Genomic DNA, 17,851 nt, shown 5'->3' with positions numbered 1-17,851 from the left:
GCCATGAAACTCGACATCTATGCTGCGCAGGCAGCCGCCATCAAGAAACCGCTGTACAAGTCCCTGTTCTTCCAGATCTTCGTCGCCGTCGTCGCGGGCATCCTGATCGGGTATCTTTGGCCGTCGATCGGGGCAGGACTACGCCCGCTCGGTGACGGATTCATCCAGCTCATCAAGATGATCATCGCGCCGCTGATCTTCCTGGTGATCGTCACAGGGATCGCGGCCGTTGGCGATGTCAAAGCCGTGGGCCGAGTGGGAGTCAAAGCGCTCTTGTATTTCACCGGGGCCACGTTGTTTGCCCTGGCCTTCGGCCTCGTGGTGGCCAACATCGTCCAGCCCGGTGCGGGGCTCAACATCGACCCCAGCACCCTAAGCCAGGACGCCCTGAAGGCCAAGACCGGCACCGCTCCGCCCAGCGACGCCGGACAATTCATCCTTGGCATCATCCCGACGAGCGTGATCGGCGCCTTCGCGAGCAACAACCTCCTCCAGGTCCTGTGCTTCTCTGTCTTCTTCGGCGCGGCCATAGTGGTGATCGGCAAGGACCGCTGTGCCCCTGTCATGAAGGTCCTGGACACCATCCTGGAGGTCTTCTTCAAGATCATGGGCTGGGTGATGCGCCTGGCCCCGATCGGCGCCTTCGGTGCCATGGCGTTCATCATTGGCCAGTATGGACTGAGCACATTGGGCACCTATGCCTTGCTCATCGTGGCCTGCTACGGTGCAGCGATCGTGTTCATTGGCCTGCTGTTCGTGATCGCCTGGGGCCTGGTCCGGGTCCCGTTGTGGCAGTTCATCAAGTACACGCGCGAGGAATTCCTCCTGGCTCTGGGCACCGCGTCCACTGAGTCGGTTCTGCCGCGGATCATGACCAAGCTGACGGACGCCGGCTGTTCCCGCTCCACCGCCGGCCTGGTGGTCCCCACCGGCTACTCCTTCAATCTGGACGGTGCGGCCATCTACCTGTCGATCTCGCTCTTGTTCCTTGCCCAGGCCTTCGGCCACCACTTGGATCTCGGGCAGCAACTGGCCGCCCTAGGCATTCTGATGCTCACCTCAAAGGGCATGGCAGGCGTCCCGGGTTCGGCCTTCCTGGCACTCTCCGCGACGGCGGGCGCATTGGGGATCTTCCCTGTGGCCGGCGTCGCTCTCCTGCTCGGAGCCGACCGCCTCATGGACTCCATGCGCGTCGTCGTGAACCTGCTGGGCAACTGCGTTGCGACGTTCGTCGTCGCCAAGTGGGAGGGGCAGTTCGACCGTGAAGCCATGCTCCGTGCCTTCAGCGGAGACAAGCCCGCAGCTGAAGGCGGCCCGATCAATGCCGGGAACCTTGCCGTGCAGGCTGCAGGGACGCGCAGTTAGATGGCCAATTCATTTCACCCCGAAGGCGCCAGTCCACAAGCCCAGCTCCCAAAGGACCGGGCCATGGTCAAGGACGCCTATACCGTCATACCCAAGGGCGTCCTTAAAGACACAGTCACCAGCAATCTCCCCGGCTGGGAGAACACACGGACTTGGATCATCGCACGCCCCATCGAAGGTTTCGCGACACGGTTTTCCCAACTAATCGTCGAGGTGGGACCCGGCGGCGGTTCGCGGAAGCCCGAGCCGGAAGCCGCCGTCGAAGGGGTCCTCTTCCTGACAAGGGGATGGCTTACCCTGACGCTCGACGGCGAACTGCATATCTTGGAGGAAGGCAGCTACGCGTATGTCGCCGCCGGGGCCGACTGGTCCGTAAGGAACGATTCGGACGGCATCGCAAATTTCCACTGGATCCGTAAGGCCTACGAACCGGCGGATGGCTACACTGCCACGTCCTTTGTGACCCGCGATCAGGATGTGGAGCCCAGCCAGATGCAAGATACCAACGGCAGCTGGGCCACGACTCGATTCGTGGATCCCGACGACCTCGCGCATGACATGCACGTGAACATCGTGACCTTCGAGCCTGGCACTTCCATCCCGTTCGCTGGAACACCAGCCATGGAACATGGGTTGTTCGTCCTCGAAGGCAACGGCGTCTATCTGCTCAACGACGACTGGGTGAAGGTCGAAGCCGGTGACTTCATGTGGCTGCGCGCCTTCTGCCCGCAGATCTGCTATGCAGGAGGCCCGGGCAAGTTCCGTTACCTGCTCTACACCGATGCAAATCGCCAGATCCGTCTCACATAAGCGTCCGGGTGGTCATAGTGCCCTGACCTCACGACCACTCCGCTACTTCACGCAGGCGATCGCCCCGCCCTGCAGCGCTCCGGTGGAATCCGCATAGACGTTGCTCGCGGACGCCGACGGAGTGGCTGGTGCCGCAGCCCCTGAGGCGGGTGCCGCTTCGGAAGCGGGTGCCGCCGGCGAGGTGGTCGCCGCCGTCCGGATCGCCGTCGTCGTCGGTGCGGGAGCCGGCGGGACCGGAGTAAGGAGTTCCTTGACGGTCGCCTGCACCTGCTTGACGTCCACCGTGTTGATGGATGCGCCATCCGGGGAGGTGCCGAAGCCTGTGATCGGCAGGGTGGAGAAAGAGATGTTGCCGCCGGTCAGGGACGTGGCCTGCTGGGCGAGCTGGATCAGGTTCAAGTCCGAATCCACCACGATGTTCTTGCTCACCGCATCCAGGACACCCTGCATTTTCCCGATGTCGGTGAAGGTCCCGGCGTCCTTGAGCTGGTGCGAGACCGAGGCGATGAAGGCCTGCTGCCGGCGTTCGCGGTCCAGGTCCGAGAAGAGGTACGTCGGATCGGTGGTGTCCCGGCGCTGCCGCACGAAGGCCATGGCCTGTTTGGCGTCGATCTGCTGCATGCCCGCTTTGAAGTCGGCCCCCGAGAAGGTGTCCTGGGTGGCCCGGTTCACGCACACCGTGATGGGCGCGATGGCCTGGGCCGTCTGGTAGAACGCGGCCATGGTGACCTCGAGGAAATGGTCGATGTGCACGCTGCCCAGGAACCTCGTCACGGTCGCTATTTCGGCCTTGCGCCCGGCGTCGCGCGCCGCCTGGTAGGTCGCGTCGTCGTCGGGCTTTCCAGCGTTGATCAAGGAAGTCTTCTCCGCAGCGAAACCGTAACCGTACGCCTCCTTGATCTTGGCTTTGAACGGGCCGCTTCCGGGGATGCCGTCCACCTGGACGTAGTCATCCCGGGGAATCGAGATTCCTGCGGCTTTGGAACCGTCCGCGGGGATGTGGAAGAGCATCAGGACGTTCGAGTTGTAGCCGCCGATATTCTCATCCCCCGCGTGCAGCGCGTCATACATCTCCGGAGGAAGGGGCTTACCCTTCTCGTCAACCCTGGTATCCAGGCCCATGATCAGGATGTTCGTGTCCTGGCTCAGTTTCGGCACCGCCTGGGGCAGCGTCTTCAGGTCATTGAGGACATCCGATCGGTGGACGTTGTTGTTGACCGCAACCGCCGTCGCGCCCACATACGTGACCACGACGGCGGCCGCCAGGGCCACGGTCGCCGCGACCGCCGTCGTCGAGATCAGGAGGACGGACTTGCGCCGGGACTTGTGGCGCATATGGCGAGGGCCCTGAGAGCTTGCCTCCCCGCTGGGTGATCCGGCATGCGTTCCGCCGCGTCTTCCGGCGCGTCTTCCGCCGCGCAGGCGGTGGGGCCGATCATTCATGGAATTCTCCTGTCCCCGCCGCGGTTGGCGCGGTGGCTGGGTCCGCGGCGGGACCAGCGGGTAAGCAGATTGTAATCGGACATCCAAGGAATGGACTCGATGACGCGGGAAACCATCAGGCGCCAAGGGCGAGCTGGACCACCCGGACGATCACCAGGATCATCGCGATCAGCAAATACGCGCGCAGAACCGTCAGGCCAATCCGGTGCCCTGTGGACAGCTTGGGGACGGTGAGCAGGGTAATCGGAGGCATCCGCCAGGTGGTCCGCTGTGACCGGTCCACTGCATCCGGGCTCGGCATTGCGGGATGGATTCCGCGGTAGACCAGGAACACAACCGCCGCGACGGCGGAGACGGCGCCACCCCCGATGAGGATGCCCAGAACGGCGTCCGAGCCCATGTCCGGGAACAACACCTCGGCGGTCAGGACCAAGGAGAGGATGACGAGGACCGCGATCACGGCCGAGGTGAAGAAGTTCATGAACCGCCCGTTCACCCACGGTCCCAGCACCTGCTTGTCATTGCAGAGCAGCAGCAGGAACACCGTGGCCGAGGGAAGCAGGACCCCCGCCAACACCTGGACCCCCACCGTGAGCAGACCCAAAGGGCTGCCCGGGATCAGGACCACAATGGCCGAGAGGAGCAGGACTCCGGCGAACACGGCGTAGAAGCCTTTGGCGTCGGACACTTTCCGGTGCAGGGAGTGCTTGAGCCCCAGGACGTCACCGAGTGCATAGGAGGTGGAAAGCCCGACGGCGGCCGCGCCGATGATCGAGGCATCGATCAGTGCCAGCGCAAAGAGGACGCCGGCAACCTTTCCGACGTGCTGTTCGAGCCCGACGGCGACACCGCCTGCGTCGGTGAAGTTGCCTAACTCAGGGGTGCCGGCAAACGTCGCCGCAGTGAAGGAAATAATCGCTGCGGCGCCCACGATCACGATGGTGATTCCCAGCCAGAGATCGGCCTTCTCGTACTTCAGGAAGCGGGGAGTGATGCGCTTGTCGATGATGTACGACTGCTGGAAGAACAACTGCCACGGCGCCACGGTGGTTCCAACGATCCCGATGATCAGCAAAGTCACCGTGGACAGGTCCGCACCTTTGGGCATGCCGGGCACGACAAAGTCGTGGGCGACTTGTCCGACGTCGGGATGGACCATGAAGATGATCGGCACCAGCAGCAGCGACCCGGCTACCAAGGTCAGACAGACCCGCTCGAACCGCTTGAAGGAACCGGTGCTCGCGGCGCCCACGATCACCGCGGTGGCCAGGAGGATTCCCGGGATCTTGGGGATGCCCAGGTAGTCCAGGCCCAGGCTGATGCCGATGAACTCCGTGACGATGGTCAGGGCGTTGAGGATGAACAGGTCGATGACGCTGAACGCGCCCCAGAACTTGCCGAAGCGCTCCAGGATCAGCCGGGCATGTCCGACGCCGGAGACGACCCCCAGGCGCAGCACCATTTCCTGGTTCACGTACAACACGGGGACCAGTAGGAGCAGAGTCCAGAGCAGCGACGTTCCGTAGTTCTGTCCGGCCTCGGTGTAGGTGCCGAACGCGCCGGCATCGTTGTCGCCGACCATGACGATCAGCCCGGGTCCGATGATCGCCAGCAGGGTCTTCACGCGCGCTTTGATGCCCGAGCGCGGCTTGTCATCATTCACACGGATGGTGCCGAAAGCACCCTTGATGTCGCCGATGTGGGCGGTGTCCAGGGCTGCGGATGGCGCTAGCAGGGTCTTGGTTTCGGTCATGATGTACCGGCCTTCTGCCCGGAAACGGGCATAAAAAGTCATGGAAAAGCCTCGCCGGGGCACGGGGCATGGGCGGGCGTATTTGCGTTGCGTAGAGGGCGCACGTTGCGTGCCGCTTGGATCAGGCTCGCTGGATCAGGCTCTGGCTGGAGCAGGCCATGGCTGGATTAGGCCCGGCGTGCCGGACGGAATCAGCGCAGTGTTTCAGGAGCCTGAAGCAGAATCCGGAAAACGGGACGGGAGACTGGGTTTATGACCATCGTTCATGATGGAACCGTCACCTCCTGCTGCCGTTGGTCGCGCCGCGGGGAGGGCGGGCATAGAGACCCGCACATGCCCCTCCTCGTAAGACCTTTGGCACTTCGCGGCGTGAACCCGGACTGTGTCCAGGAGCCAATCGGGACCACCCCTTAATGCCGGGGCGGCCTGTCCTGACCCGGGGCGTCTCTCGACGTTGGGGGTCGCTGGCATGTTTCCGCGAAGGAGCCTCAGCTAACGAACGGCACCTTGCTCACTATATATACCTCATTTTATCCGTATGAAACAATATAAGCATGGATGCAGATAACGCTGTGTGCGGCCGGGAGCCGGATAGCCAGTACGTCGAGCTCGCCGTCGAGGTCTTTGCGATGCTCGCCGACGCCACCCGGATCCGCATCATTCTTGCGCTGCGCGACGGCGAATTGCCGGTCAACCAGCTGGCGGAGCTGATCCAGAAATCCCAGGCATCCGTGTCCCAGCATCTGGCCAAGCTGCGCCTCGGCCGCGTTGTCACCACACGGCAAGCCGGAACCCGGGTGTACTACCGCCTCGCGAACGAACATGTCCGGCAACTTGTCACAGACGCGATCTTCCAGGCCGAGCATTCCCTCGAGGGAACACCCCGCCACCACCACGCCGACATCACTGACTAGGTGTGAGCGGGCGGCCGCAACGGCGAGCGCCACCGCCGTCGTGGTTTAGTCCTAGCGGCGCTTGAGCATCACCGCGACCGCTGTCCCGATGCCCACCGCGACGGCGAGGACCCCAGGCCCGGTCACAGCCTGACCACGCCACCCCTCCCATGGTGCGGCCGTCGGCAAAAGCAACACCGCGGCGATCGCGGCCAGCACGAGCACCGCAATGTTGACGGCCAGCCGCATCCGGCGTCCCCCGGGCTCCGGTTTCCCGCGCTTCTGTTGGACGGTGCGGCGCCGCCAGTCGTCGGCTATGAGACCGGGTACCCGCCTCACGTACGCGAAGACGTGCACTGCGAGGGTGGCGAGCCAGAACAGGAAGCTGACAACGTGCACCCGGATCAGGATCTCGGGGGCCGGGCCGGTGATGGCCAAGGCGATGCCGCTGCCGATCAGCACGAGCGTCGAGACGATGAGCAGCGGAGCAGTCAGGCGCAGAAGCAGCCGGGGCGGACCCTTGCGGCGATAGGCGGGATCCCGCGAGTAGTAGCGAATGAACCGCCAGCCGGTGCTGGCCGTCTTGGCCACCACCGGGCCGGCCAGGAGCACGCCAATGAAGAAGTGCGCCACGATCAGGCTGCCCAGGGTGGGAACGGTGGCGATCTCGGCCGCCGACAGCACCAGCACCACGGCCCCTGTCAGGGCGGTGAGGCGCTCGTTGCCGACGACGCCGGAGGGTGCTCCTTCTGTCACGCTTTGACGTCCTGGCGGGGGAACACGACGGCGGTCACCACAACGAAGCCGACAATCCACAGGAGCGCTGCACCTACGGCTGCCGGATAACCTTGGAGAGGGGTCGGGCCAACCAAGGGCACGGTGGTCCCCACGATGGTGTTGAACACCCGGCCCGGGAACCACTGGCTGACCTGCGGCAATACCACCGCGATGATGCCTTCGACCACCAGGATGTAGGCCAGGCCGATCCCGACGCCGGCCGCGACCGAACGCGTGAGTACCGCGATGACCATGCCCAGGGCGCTCACGCCGACGAGGCACAGCACCTCATTGCCCAGGAACGCCAGGAAGACCTGCAACCCCTCCGGAGAGGTCCAGGCGGCGGTCTGAATCCCTTGGCCTTGAGCAGCGACAAGGATGAACGTGCCGCTGATGAGCAAGGTGAGCAGCATCGAGAGCAGCACAAAAAGTACCAGCCCCAGCATTTTGCCTGCCAACCAGCGCAGGCGGCGCGGCTCACAGACCAACAAGTTGCGCAGCGTGCCTTGCGACCATTCGGCGGCGAGATTGGCTGTCACCATCACCAGCGCGATGGCAATGATCACGGAGCGGGCCTGGCCAATGATCGAGACCAATCCCTGGGGTGTGGGGAACGCGGCAATCAGGCCGGTCATCTCCCGGCCGGTGGCTCCGGATGCGATCTGGTGGAACGTCAGATAAGCAATAAAGGTGCTCACCACCAGCATCGCCCCCGCGACCGCCACAACACTCCAGCGGCGGAACTTGAGCACTTCGCTGCGAAACGCACGGATCACGGAAATCATGAGCGGTCTCCTTTCAGCAAAGCCAGGAACAGTTGCTCCAGGCTGGCTTCCCTCACTCGGATGGTCAGATCCGGCGCGCCAGCCTCCCTGGCCTGCCGGTTCAAGGTCTCGGCAAAACCGGCAGAACAGGCGATGCGCAAGGCCTGATCCTCCCGCGTGACCGTATAACCGGCCTCGCCCGCGATCCGGGCCACCAGATCCAACTGGACCGAGTCCTGGGCTTCGACCACTACCTCGACGCGTTCGGCGAACAGCTCCCGTGCCGGTCCGCAGAACAGGGCCTTCCCTTGATTGAGCATGATCAGCCAGTCGGTGAGCTGTTCCAACTCGCCGAGCAAGTGACTGCTGAGGAGGATGGTTTTCCCCTGGCCAGCCAAACGGCGCAGCATCTCGCGCATCTCGATGATGCCGAGGGGATCAAGGCCATTGGCTGGCTCGTCGAGAATGAGGAGCTCCGGATCGGGCAGCAGCGCCATCGCCACCCCAAGGCGTTGCTTCATGCCCAGCGAATACGTTCCTACCCGGTCACGCGCCCGATCGGAGAGTCCCACCACTTCCAGCAGTTCGCTCACGCGGGAACCGGGATGGCCTCCAAGACGGGCGAGCACCTCCAGATTGCTCCGCCCGGAAAGGCCCGGATAGAACGCCGGCGCTTCCACCAGTGCCCCGACGCGCGGCAGGTAGCGCTCGAACTCAGTGAGCGAGTGGCCCAGAACCGTGGCGCTGCCCGCATCCGCCCGCACCAGGCCCAAGAGCAGGCGAAGGGTGGTGGTCTTGCCTGCCCCATTAGGGCCAATAAACCCTGCGATGGCTCCCTGAGGCACGCGCATGGTCAAGCCGTCGACGGCGGTATGCCTGCCAAAGTGCTTGCTCAGGCCATGTGTTTCAATCGCGAAAGCTCCTGCGGGATCAGAAGAGAGGGGCATAAGAAAGAATGTATCTTGAGGTAGCGGAGGGAAGTGTGATGGAAACGAAACCAGCTGAAACAACCCTGCTCGACCGGACATTTCGCGTGAGCCTCATCCTGAAGGGCCTGGACGGCGTCCTGGAACTGATCGGCGGCGTTCTTCTTTTGCTGGTGACGCCTCAACAAATCGGTGATCTGGTCCATTTCCTCACCCAGCACGAACTCGCCCAGGATCCGCACGACTTCCTGGCGAACAGCCTGGTGCACCTGAGCTCCAACCTCTCAGGGTCCGCGACGCTGTTCGGCGCGATCTACCTACTGCTCCACGGCTTGGTCAAGATCGTCCTCGTCTGGGCCGTCCTGAAGGACAAACTCTGGGCCTACCCGTGGATGATCGCGTTCCTGTTGGTCTTCATCGTTTACCAGGGCTACCGGATCGTCGTGGCCTTCTCCTGGGGCCTTGTCCTTTTGACAGCCTTCGACATCTTCATCGTCTGGATCACCGCCCGTGAGTACCGGCTGCACGGGGCACGGAATCGACAGCACTCCCCTACGACTCGGCAGGGAGGCTGAGGAATCTTCGGGCGGCCGTCGGTTCGTGGGTGCGGGCCCACTGCTAGGTTCCGGAACGCAGCAGTGGGACTTCTCCCACGATTTCAACAGACCAGGGCTTGCGGCCGGACCCTTCCTACCCCCTGGCGACCTGCGCCGCTTCTCCTGGAACGCCCGGAAACCTTCGGCGTAGTCCTCGGTCTTGCACAGCCGGGCCTGCACGAATCGCGACGCTCAAGACGAGCATCGGCAAAGTAGTCCGCGCCCTCCGCGAGCACTCCCAGCGAATTGGCCGAGATCCCCACAACGAGCAACCCGGCCTCCAGCACCAGGTTCAAGTTCGACCTTCGGGCTCCGCTGAGGGGGTTCGATACACAACGCGGACATCTGCGGTCCCGAAAAAGTTTTACTAATTTTCCTGGTTTTCGGTGAGGAAGCGGTTTCCTGGGCCCTAAATTGTCAGACCCCCCTGGAATGCTTTGGTTATGGAAGGGATTCGGGGAACACAGCTGATGGAGACGGGCTCGCCAGTCGGCGGCGCGGCTACATTGTCAGGTGCCTGGGTACGGGACGTGATCGATGCCCTGACCTCGTTCCGGCCAGCCCTCCCGAACGGCACGGTACCCGATGGCCGCGCCGAGCTGATCGACCAGTTGCGTGCCCTGGAGGATCTGAAGTCCGCGGCCGCCGCTGCGCAAGCCCGGATTGCCGTCTCCTTCGATGCGGCCCAGCGCAGCGCCGAGACGAACCTGGGCGTCCCCGCCGACGAGCGCGGCCGCGGCGTCGCAGCCCAGATTGCCTTGGCCCGGCGGGAATCCCCCGCCAAAGGATCCCGGTTGCTGGGCCTGGCGAAAGCCCTCGTGAGCGAAATGCCGCGCACCCTCGCCGCCCTGGACACCGGGCAGCTGAACGAATGGCGCGCCACCCTGTTGGTGAAGGAAACAGCCTGCCTGAGCGCCGAAGACCGCTGCGCGGTGGATGAGGAACTGGCCGCCGACACCGGGACCTTCGACGGCGCCGGAGACAAGACCATCATCTCCGCCGCACGGGCCGCCGCCTACCGGCGGGACCCCCGGTCGGTGACGCAACGCGCCAGCCACGCCGCGGCGGAGCGGCACGTGAGCTTGCGCCCGGCCCCGGACACCATGACCTACCTGACCGCCCTGCTTCCCGTCGCCCAGGGCGTGGCCGTGCACGCGGCCCTGTCCCGGCATGCAGACTCGCTCCGCTCCGGCGGAGACACCCGCAGCCGCGGGCAAATCATGGCCGATGCCCTGGTCGAACGCACCACCGGCACCCCCGGCGGGATCACCGGAGTGGCCATCCAACTCGTCATGACCGACCGGACCCTGTTCCAGGGCGACAGCGAACCCGCCCGGCTCCCCGGCTACGGCATCGTCCCCGCAGGTTGGGCAAGAACCCTTCTCAACGGCAGCAGCGGGAACACCAAACATGGCGCCGGTCCTGGCGAACCCGAAGGCGGGCAAGAACTCAAGTTCTGGCTCCGGCGCCTCTTCACCGCTCCGGGAACCGGAGAACTCGTCGCCGTCGATTCCCGGTCCCGGCTTTTCCCGGCCGGGCTGCGGCGCTTCATCGAGGCCCGCGACGACACCTGCCGCACCCCTTACTGCGACGCACCGATCCGGCACTTCGACCACATCATCCCCTGGCACGACGGCGGACCCACCACCCTGACCAACGGGGCGGGCCTCTGCGAAGCCTGCAACCACACCAAAGAACTCCCCGGCTGGACAGCACAAACCGGAGCAACAACACGCGCCGGGACACGGCACGTCCTCGGCATCCGCACCCCTACCGGACACCACTACCAATCAACAGCCCCGCCATTACCAGGCACCGGCCCACCCGACACCGCGCCGTCACATTCCAGACGCCGGCGCAAACTCCGCCACCAAGCCAAGGCGCGGAGATACGCCCATCTCACGCAACTCCAGGTCGCGTGACACTCCAGGACGCTTGAGCAACGCCAGCCAGCTTGAGCAACGCCACCGTTGGGTCCCGGCGTTCGGCGGCGTCCTCAAAGAGCCGCGGTCACCAGATGGGTGCGGAGATTGCTTTGCTGCTCTGCGTCCCCGGCTTCCGGGGTCCGGGTAAGCCGGCCGAAGTTTGCTGCGGGCTGTCCGGCCTGGACCACCACGGCGTTCCTCCATCCGCCGGCCCGGAAGAGTGCCTCGGGGGAATCCGTACAGAACGGTAGCGGGCGTCCGGCACGCCTGCGGGCGGCCACCAGTGGCGCCATGCCCTCAAGCGTCAAAAGCCCGGTGCCAAAGATATCCGCCAGGAAGGTGGACCGTCCCGCGGAGAGGGCTGCGGCGTCGTGGACCAGGGACTCGGCATCGGAGGCGGCAATCCACCGGCCCGTGCCTACAATGGCTGCCCGTGCCCGGGCGTCATCAAACCCCGCCACCGTACGGCCTTAGGAACCCACGGGCTTCATGCGCATCCTGCGCAGGGCGGCTACCGCGAACACGACGGCGAGCGGCAAGGCGACGACGACGGCGCTCAGCCACGCGCCCGTGCCTTGCCAGCCTTGGACGGCGGCGTTAAGGGCCAGGACGCCGGACGCCGCGGCGGCGAGCAGGAAAGCCGCGGCCGCGAGCGACGGCGCGAGGCCTGCCGGGAGCGCGGCGTCGCGCGGCAGGAGCCGCCATACGAGCAGGAGGACAAGGCCCAGCACCCCGAGGACCACCCGATATTCGACCACCTCGCCCCAATGGTGCTCGGCAGCGGCCTGGGCACAGTCGAGGCCAGCGTAAGGTGCCTGCAGGACCGCGCATCTCGCGGCCGTGTAGGCGACGCCGGGGAGGTCGCCGGCCACGAAGCCCGCGCCCCAGATCCGGCCGAACAGCTCAGATACGACGCCGCTCACGCCGACGGCGATCGCGCCCACAGCCGCAAGGCCAACCAAGGGCCGCACGAACGCCCGCAACGGCAGCCGGGCAACATCTCGAAGTGACGGGCGCAGGACCGGCGTCACGGTGCTGACCGGGCCGAAGCGCTTGACGGCCTCGCGTTCGGCGTCCACCGGGTCCAAGCCTTGCCCACGGAGCCGGGCGGCGCATTCGCGCAAATGCGCCTCGGTTTCAGCGAGGAGCCTGCGTGCGGCAGCGGGATCGCCGTCGCGCGCAGCTACGAACAGCTCGTCGAGGTATGCGTCGATGGGCCCCTCTTCGGCCCCGGCGCCGTTCCCCGCGTTCACGATGCCGCTCCAAGAACGCCCCGCACCGCCGCCGAGAAGCCCTTCCACTCCTCCACCTTGCGGGAAAGCTCGGCGTGTCCGGCCCCGGTGAGCGCATAGACGCGACGTCGGCCGCCGTCGTCGTCCGCCCAGCGGCTCGCGACGCACCCGGCCGCCTCGAGTTTGTGCAGCGCGGGGTAGACCGAGCCCTCCTGAAGCTCAATCCGCGCGCCGCTGCGCTCGTGAATGCGCGCGATGAGCGCGTAGCCGTGCGCCTCGCCCGCTCCGAGCGAGCTGAGCAGCAGCAGGTCAAGTTGTCCGTTCACTGAACTTCGCCCCATACCTAGAGAGTCTAGGTATGGGACGGGATGCTGACAAGCTACCCCTTGAAGACCGGCGCCCGCTTCTCCTGGAACGCCCGGAAACCTTCGGCGTAGTCCTCGGTCTTGCACAGCCGCGCCTGCTCGTCGTTCTCCTCGGACATCGCGGCCCACAAGCCAAGTCGCTGATCGCGGATATGCGCCACGAGCTCCTTGCTGGCCGTGAACGCACCGGTGGCACCCGCCGCAACCCGCTCCACGATGATCCGCGTGGCCTCCAGCAAGGCGTCGTCCGGCATGACCCGGCTGAACATGCCCTGCGCCACGGCCTCGGCGCCGCTGATCAGGTCCGCGGTGTAGATGAGGTCCAAGGTCCGGTGCATGCCCAGGCGCTCGGTGAAGTACCAGTGCCCGCCCGAGTCCAGAGTGGCGCCCAGTTTGGCGAACGGTGAACCGAACTTCGCGTTCTCCGCCACGTACACCACATCGGTAGCGAGCAACAGGCCGAGCCCGACGCCGAGGCACGCGCCGTGCGCTGCCGCGAACGTCGGGGCGGGGAAGGCTGCCATCTTCTTGAGCAGCGGCTCCACGAGCCCGTTCAAGTACGCCTTCGCGTCGTCGCTCTCCGGCGTCACCCCGGCAATGTCGCGTCCCGCGCAAAAGGCGCGGCCCTCTCCGCGGAGGAGCAGCGCCCGCACCATCCCGCGGGAGGCTGCGGCAGCGGCGTCGTCGTACGCTCTATCCAGTTCCGCGAGCGCCGCCTCGTCCAGCGAGTTCAGCTTTTCAGGGGCATTGAGGACAATTTCGGCGATGCCGTTGGCGATGGAGAGCTCGATCATTCGTATATTCCTTAGACGTCGAAATCGACCGTGACGGATTCACTCGTGGGGTGGGACTGGCACGTCAGCACGTAGCCCTTGTCCAACTCATCCTGCTCCAAGGCGTAGTTCTCGTCCATGCTGACCGTCCCGGAGACCAGTTTGGCGCGGCACGTGCCGCACACGCCACCGGCACACGCAAAGGGGACGTCCGGGCGGACGCGCAAAGCCGCATTCAGGATGGATTCCCGCGCGTGGGTGGGGCTGGCGACATCGCCCGTCAAACCATCCAGCTTGAAGGTGATCTTGAACGTGTCCTTCGACTCGTCCTCCACAACGGGCCGGCCGGCGTTGCCCTCTGGACGGTCCGGGCGGCCGGTGGTGAAGAGCTCAAAGCGGACGTGCTCGGGCTCCACGCCACGGGCAGCGAGGGTATCCCGGCACAGCTGGACCAGCTCGAACGGCCCGCACAGGAACCATTCGTCCACATCCTGCGCGTGGATGGCGGTGCCCAGCAGCTGCTGGAGCTTCTCGGCGTCGATACGTCCCGTCATGAGCGGCGCGATCCGCTGTTCGCGCGACAACACATGGTGCAGCGCCAATCGCGACGGGTACTTGTCCTTCAAGTCCGCCAATTCCTCGAGGAACATGACGTCCATGGCGGCCTTGTTGGCGTAGATCAGGTCGAAGCGCGTGCCCGGGTTCGCGGCCAGCAGCGTGCGGGCGATCGCGATCACCGGGGTGATGCCTGAGCCGGCGGCGATGGCCACGAACGAACCGGCGTCGGAGAGCTCGCTGGCCATGTTCTCCGGATTGTTCATCGAGTTCATGACGTTCTGCTGGACAGTCTTGCCGTCCTTGCCATGCTTCGAAATGAACGCGCCCATGGGGCTCATGACGTCCAGGGTGTCGCCGGCCCTGAGCTCCGCGTTCGCCCACGTCGAGAAGATGCCGCCCAGGTCCTTCTTGATCGCCACGCGGATCTCGCTGCTGCCGTCCGCGAAGCTGCGCGGCTCTGCGCAGATGGAGTAGCTGCGGCGGACCTCGTGCGGCTCCCCGCTCTCGTCAGGAAGCGTGGTCCGCAGGGCCACGTACTGGCCGGGAAGGTAGTCATACTGGCCGGCGAGCTCAGCCGGGACATCGAACGTGACCTCGATGGCGTCGTCAGTCAGGCGGCGGACTTCCGAAACGCTGAGGGAATGAAAAGACGCACGACGGCGGCCGGTGGCCTGCGCTTGTTCGGCTGCGGTCTGGCGGACAACGGGCATGTCGGATTCCTTACAGGACTTTGAAGTAGTCGAACGGTTCCTTGCAGTCCTGGCAGACGAAGAGCGCCTTGCAGGACGTGGAACCAAAGCGGGTGAGTTCCTTGGTGTTCAGCGAAGAACACTGGGGGCATTTCACAGCGAGCTGGAGCCTTACCGGGCCTGAGTGGCCGCCGGCGGCCGCCCTGCCACTCGGAGGGGCGATGCCGTATTCCTGCAGCTTGGCCTTGCCGTGCTCGGTCATCCAGTCCGTGGTCCATGCCGGGGCCAGGACGAGCTCGACGTAGACACTCGGGTAGCCCTCTTTGTGGAACGCGGTCTTGAGGTCGTCGCGGATGGCGTCCATCGCGGGGCAGCCCGAGTAGGTCGGCGTAATGGTGACCTGGACCGCGGGGACCAGCCCGCCGTCGTCGAACAGTTGGACATTGCGGAGGATCCCCAAATCCTCAATGGTGAGGACGGGAATCTCCGGATCGCAGACCGTGGCGGCAATCCCCCAGGCCTTTTGCTCGGCGGTTTGCTGAGTCTTGACCTGCGCGGTCCTGGCGCTGGTGTCATGAACGAACATGTCCACCGTCACCAGCTTGCACCGGGATGTTCGCGGGCAAGCACCTGCATCTCGGCGAGCAGGTAGCCCAAGTGCTCGGAATGCTTGCCTTGGCGGCCGCCACCTGAAGCCTGCGGAATGCGTTCGAGACCGAGTTCGCCCCCCGAAGCGGCATCGAGGCCGGCTTCGCCCAGGATCTCGCCCGTGAGCCGGTCGAAGTCCGCGCGGAGGCTGGAGGGCTGCACTCCTGCTCCGCTTTCCGCGAGGCGGGCCGTGAGCTCGTCGTCTTCGAAGAGTTCTTCCACATACGGCCAGACGAGCTTGAAAGCCTGGACAATGCGACGGCGGGATTCTTCCGTGCCGCCGGCAAGCCTGAGGACCCACTGGGCGCTGTGGTCGCGGTGGTAGTCGACCTCTTTGAGGGCCTTCGCCGCGATGGCTGCGATGGTTTTGTCGCTCGAGCCGGTTAGCCGTTTGTAGAGCTCGAACTGGTAGTAGCTCACGATGAACTGCCGGGCGATGGTGACGGCAAAGTCCCCGTTGGGCTGCTCGAACAGGTGCGCGGAACGGAACTCGTGCTCCCGGCGGAAGTACGCCAGATCGTCCTCGGACTTGTCCCACGCCGCTCCGGCGTAGGTGAGGAAGGAGCGGGCGTGGCCGAGCTGGTCGAGCGCGATGTTGCCCAGGGCGACGTCTTCTTCAAGCTCGGGTGCGCGGGAGATCCAGTGACCCAGGCGCTGGGCGAGGATCAGGCCGTCGTCGCCGATGCGCAGGGCGTATTCCGCGACGTCTTCGCTTGGCTTGACTTGTCCCTTGCGGATTTCGAGGGCGATGTCCTCGGGGCGCAGGGCGTTCCCGGGCGTGATGCGCGTGGCGCTTGCGGAACCGTCTCCGGAAGCACCGGCGCCTTTGACGCCGACCGAGATGTCGCCGTGGCCCTCGATGGCGAAGTCTGGGTTGTTTTCGTTTGCGTTTGCGGGGTTTTCGGGGGCGGTCACAGGTGCTTCACGCCTTCGCTCTTGGTGTAATACGTCGCGTGGCGGTAGTCCTTGCCCTGCGGGGACTCGAAGAAGGAGCCCTTGGAATCCGGGTCGCTCGAGGAAATAGCATCGGCCGGAACCACCCAGATGGACACGCCTTCGTTGCGGCGCGTGTACAGATCGCGGGCGTTGCGCAGCGCCATCGCCGCGTCAGGAGCGTGCAAGGAGCCGGCGTGGACGTGGGACAGGCCGCGGCTGGAGCGGACGAAGACTTCCCAGAGGCTCCAGGGGGTCTCGTGGGGTTCGTTGGTCTCGTGGGCTGGCGTGGTCATGCTGCGTCTTCCTTTTCTGCTTGCTTGCGCGCGTATTCGGCGGCCGCTTCGCGGACCCAGGCGCCGTCGTCGTGAGCTTCACGGCGGCGCTCAAGCCGCTGCGCGTTGCAGGGACCCTTCCCGGCGAGAACGTCTTTGAACTCGTTCCAGTCCAGGGGCCCGTGCTCCCATTTCTTGGTTTCTTCGTTGAAACGGATGTCCTTGTCCGGGAGCGTGAGGCCCAGGACCTTGACCTGCTCCACCATCATGCCGACGAAGCGGCTGCGGAGCTCATCGTTGCTGAACCGCTTGATGTTCCAGGCCATGGACTGCTTGGAGTTGGGGGAATCGTCGTCGGGCGGGCCGAACATCATCAGCGCCGGCGCGTACCAGCGGTTGACGGCGTCCTGGGCCATCGCCTTCTGGGCGGGCGTGCCGTTGGACAGTTCAAGGAGGATCTCGAAACCCTGGCGCTGGTGGAACGACTCTTCCTTGCAGATGCGCACCATTGCGCGTCCGTAGGGTCCGTAGGAAGCGCGGCACAGGGGAACCTGGTTGCAGATCGCGGCACCGTCGACGAGCCAGCCGATCGCGCCCATGTCCGCCCAGGAAATCGCTGGGTAGTTGAAGATGGATGAGTACCGTGCCTTGCCGGCGATCAAGTCGCTGGTCATCTTGTCCCTGCTCTGGCCGAGGGTTTCCGCGGCCGAGTAGAGGTACAGCCCGTGGCCTGCCTCGTCCTGCACCTTGGCCATGAGGATGGCCTTGCGCTTGAGGCTCGGAGCCCTGGTGATCCAGTTGGCTTCCGGCTGCATGCCGATGATCTCCGAGTGCGCGTGCTGCGAGATCTGGCGAAGCAGGGTCTTGCGGTAGGCCTCCGGCATCCAGTCGCGGGGTTCGATGCGCGAATCCTCAGAGATGATGCGGTCAAAATACGCCTGACCGGCCCGTTCCCGCTCAAGCTCTTCGGGGGACAGCTCAGCGGGCACAGACTGCAGATTCTGCGATGCCATGGTTGCTCCTAAATATTTACCGACCGTTCGTTCAGAATATGCGGAAGGCGCGAGATGCGTCAAGCGTTGAATCACTACACGCAACAGGTGGAGCAGGCCGGGCGGGGCGGGGC

19 protein-coding genes and 1 riboswitch are annotated in these 17,851 nt (G+C 65.0%); of the genes, 5 read left to right on the top strand and 14 right to left on the bottom strand.

The window, feature by feature from the left end; genetic code table 11:
• The first annotated feature begins 3 nt into the window (after positions 1 to 3).
• Together AC3WJM_RS16665 and AC3WJM_RS16660 are read left to right on the top strand one after the other, a co-directional pair.
• The gene (locus tag AC3WJM_RS16665) at positions 4 to 1,365 is read left to right on the top strand and encodes a cation:dicarboxylate symporter family transporter (RefSeq protein WP_492272421.1); all 1,362 of its coding nucleotides are present in this window, start codon (positions 4 to 6) and stop codon (positions 1,363 to 1,365) included.
• A complete protein-coding gene (locus tag AC3WJM_RS16660) occupies positions 1,366 to 2,175 on the top strand; it encodes a bifunctional allantoicase/(S)-ureidoglycine aminohydrolase (protein WP_492272420.1) in 810 nt (269 codons plus the stop codon).
• Positions 2,176 to 2,217: 42 nt separating this feature from the next.
• On the opposite strand, the gene AC3WJM_RS16655 is transcribed toward AC3WJM_RS16660, so the two are convergent.
• Positions 2,218 to 3,618 carry an LCP family protein gene (locus tag AC3WJM_RS16655; RefSeq protein WP_492272419.1) on the bottom strand — a complete coding sequence of 467 codons (1,401 nt, stop codon included), beginning with the start codon at positions 3,616 to 3,618 and terminating at the stop codon, positions 2,218 to 2,220.
• Positions 3,619 to 3,733: 115 nt separating this feature from the next.
• Positions 3,734 to 5,413: an Nramp family divalent metal transporter gene (locus AC3WJM_RS16650; protein WP_492272418.1), complete on the bottom strand. Its 1,680-nt coding sequence runs from the start codon at positions 5,411 to 5,413 to the stop codon at positions 3,734 to 3,736.
• Between the two features lie 290 nt (positions 5,414 to 5,703).
• Positions 5,704 to 5,878: riboswitch (M-box (ykoK) riboswitch) on the bottom strand.
• 47 nt (positions 5,879 to 5,925) lie between these two features.
• On the opposite strand from AC3WJM_RS16650, the gene AC3WJM_RS16645 reads away from it, so the two are divergent.
• The gene (locus AC3WJM_RS16645) at positions 5,926 to 6,285 is read left to right on the top strand and encodes an ArsR/SmtB family transcription factor (protein WP_059389577.1); all 360 of its coding nucleotides are present in this window, start codon (positions 5,926 to 5,928) and stop codon (positions 6,283 to 6,285) included.
• 51 nt (positions 6,286 to 6,336) lie between these two features.
• Here AC3WJM_RS16645 and AC3WJM_RS16640 read toward each other — a convergent pair whose 3' ends face one another.
• The 3 genes from AC3WJM_RS16640 to AC3WJM_RS16630 are packed head-to-tail and all read right to left on the bottom strand — an operon-like array spanning position 6,337 to position 8,752.
• Positions 6,337 to 7,020 (bottom strand): hypothetical protein, encoded by a 684-nt coding sequence (locus AC3WJM_RS16640; protein WP_492272417.1) that lies wholly within the window; start codon positions 7,018 to 7,020, stop codon positions 6,337 to 6,339.
• Positions 7,017 to 7,826, bottom strand: coding sequence for an ABC transporter permease (locus tag AC3WJM_RS16635; RefSeq protein ID WP_332602696.1), 810 nt, complete (start codon positions 7,824 to 7,826; stop codon positions 7,017 to 7,019). The genes AC3WJM_RS16640 and AC3WJM_RS16635 overlap by 4 nt, the downstream gene beginning before the upstream one ends.
• A complete protein-coding gene (locus AC3WJM_RS16630) occupies positions 7,823 to 8,752 on the bottom strand; it encodes an ATP-binding cassette domain-containing protein (RefSeq protein ID WP_492272416.1) in 930 nt (309 codons plus the stop codon). Before AC3WJM_RS16630 ends, AC3WJM_RS16635 begins: the two co-directional genes overlap by 4 nt.
• 38 nt (positions 8,753 to 8,790) lie before the next feature.
• On the opposite strand from AC3WJM_RS16630, the gene AC3WJM_RS16625 reads away from it, so the two are divergent.
• Positions 8,791 to 9,306 carry a DUF2127 domain-containing protein gene (locus AC3WJM_RS16625; RefSeq protein ID WP_492272415.1) on the top strand — a complete coding sequence of 172 codons (516 nt, stop codon included), beginning with the start codon at positions 8,791 to 8,793 and terminating at the stop codon, positions 9,304 to 9,306.
• 464 nt (positions 9,307 to 9,770) lie between these two features.
• Positions 9,771 to 11,249, top strand: a complete 1,479-nt coding sequence (locus tag AC3WJM_RS16620; RefSeq protein ID WP_492272414.1) for an HNH endonuclease — start codon at positions 9,771 to 9,773, stop codon at positions 11,247 to 11,249.
• Positions 11,250 to 11,323: 74 nt separating this feature from the next.
• Here AC3WJM_RS16620 and AC3WJM_RS16615 read toward each other — a convergent pair whose 3' ends face one another.
• The 9 genes from AC3WJM_RS16615 to paaA are packed head-to-tail and all read right to left on the bottom strand — an operon-like array spanning position 11,324 to position 17,738.
• Entirely contained in the window at positions 11,324 to 11,713 is a 390-nt protein-coding gene (locus AC3WJM_RS16615; protein ID WP_492272413.1) for a hypothetical protein, read from the bottom strand.
• 9 nt (positions 11,714 to 11,722) lie between these two features.
• The gene (locus AC3WJM_RS16610) at positions 11,723 to 12,505 is read right to left on the bottom strand and encodes a permease prefix domain 1-containing protein (protein ID WP_492272412.1); all 783 of its coding nucleotides are present in this window, start codon (positions 12,503 to 12,505) and stop codon (positions 11,723 to 11,725) included.
• The gene (locus AC3WJM_RS16605; RefSeq protein ID WP_306959123.1) at positions 12,502 to 12,825 is read right to left on the bottom strand and encodes a PadR family transcriptional regulator; all 324 of its coding nucleotides are present in this window, start codon (positions 12,823 to 12,825) and stop codon (positions 12,502 to 12,504) included. The genes AC3WJM_RS16610 and AC3WJM_RS16605 overlap by 4 nt, the downstream gene beginning before the upstream one ends.
• Positions 12,826 to 12,863: 38 nt before the next feature.
• On the bottom strand, positions 12,864 to 13,643 hold the full coding sequence (locus tag AC3WJM_RS16600) for an enoyl-CoA hydratase/isomerase family protein (RefSeq protein WP_284990023.1): 780 nt from the start codon (positions 13,641 to 13,643) through the stop codon (positions 12,864 to 12,866).
• Positions 13,644 to 13,654: 11 nt separating this feature from the next.
• The gene (gene paaE, locus AC3WJM_RS16595) at positions 13,655 to 14,890 is read right to left on the bottom strand and encodes a 1,2-phenylacetyl-CoA epoxidase subunit PaaE (protein WP_059389571.1); all 1,236 of its coding nucleotides are present in this window, start codon (positions 14,888 to 14,890) and stop codon (positions 13,655 to 13,657) included.
• Positions 14,891 to 14,900: 10 nt separating this feature from the next.
• Positions 14,901 to 15,455, bottom strand: coding sequence for a 1,2-phenylacetyl-CoA epoxidase subunit PaaD (gene paaD / locus AC3WJM_RS16590; protein WP_059389572.1), 555 nt, complete (start codon positions 15,453 to 15,455; stop codon positions 14,901 to 14,903).
• 8 nt (positions 15,456 to 15,463) lie between these two features.
• A complete protein-coding gene (gene paaC, locus AC3WJM_RS16585) occupies positions 15,464 to 16,432 on the bottom strand; it encodes a 1,2-phenylacetyl-CoA epoxidase subunit PaaC (protein WP_441433084.1) in 969 nt (322 codons plus the stop codon).
• Complete coding sequence (gene paaB, locus AC3WJM_RS16580) at positions 16,429 to 16,746, bottom strand: 1,2-phenylacetyl-CoA epoxidase subunit PaaB (RefSeq protein ID WP_284990026.1); 318 nt, start codon at positions 16,744 to 16,746, stop codon at positions 16,429 to 16,431. The genes paaC and paaB overlap by 4 nt, the downstream gene beginning before the upstream one ends.
• On the bottom strand, positions 16,743 to 17,738 hold the full coding sequence (gene paaA / locus AC3WJM_RS16575) for a 1,2-phenylacetyl-CoA epoxidase subunit PaaA (protein ID WP_284990027.1): 996 nt from the start codon (positions 17,736 to 17,738) through the stop codon (positions 16,743 to 16,745). Before paaA ends, paaB begins: the two co-directional genes overlap by 4 nt.
• Positions 17,739 to 17,851 lie beyond the last annotated feature (113 nt).

This window comes from Arthrobacter sp. FW306-1B-G06A (assembly GCF_058781765.1).
Note: the sequence above shows the minus strand (reverse complement) of the source record. Positions and strands in the feature narration are given on the sequence as shown.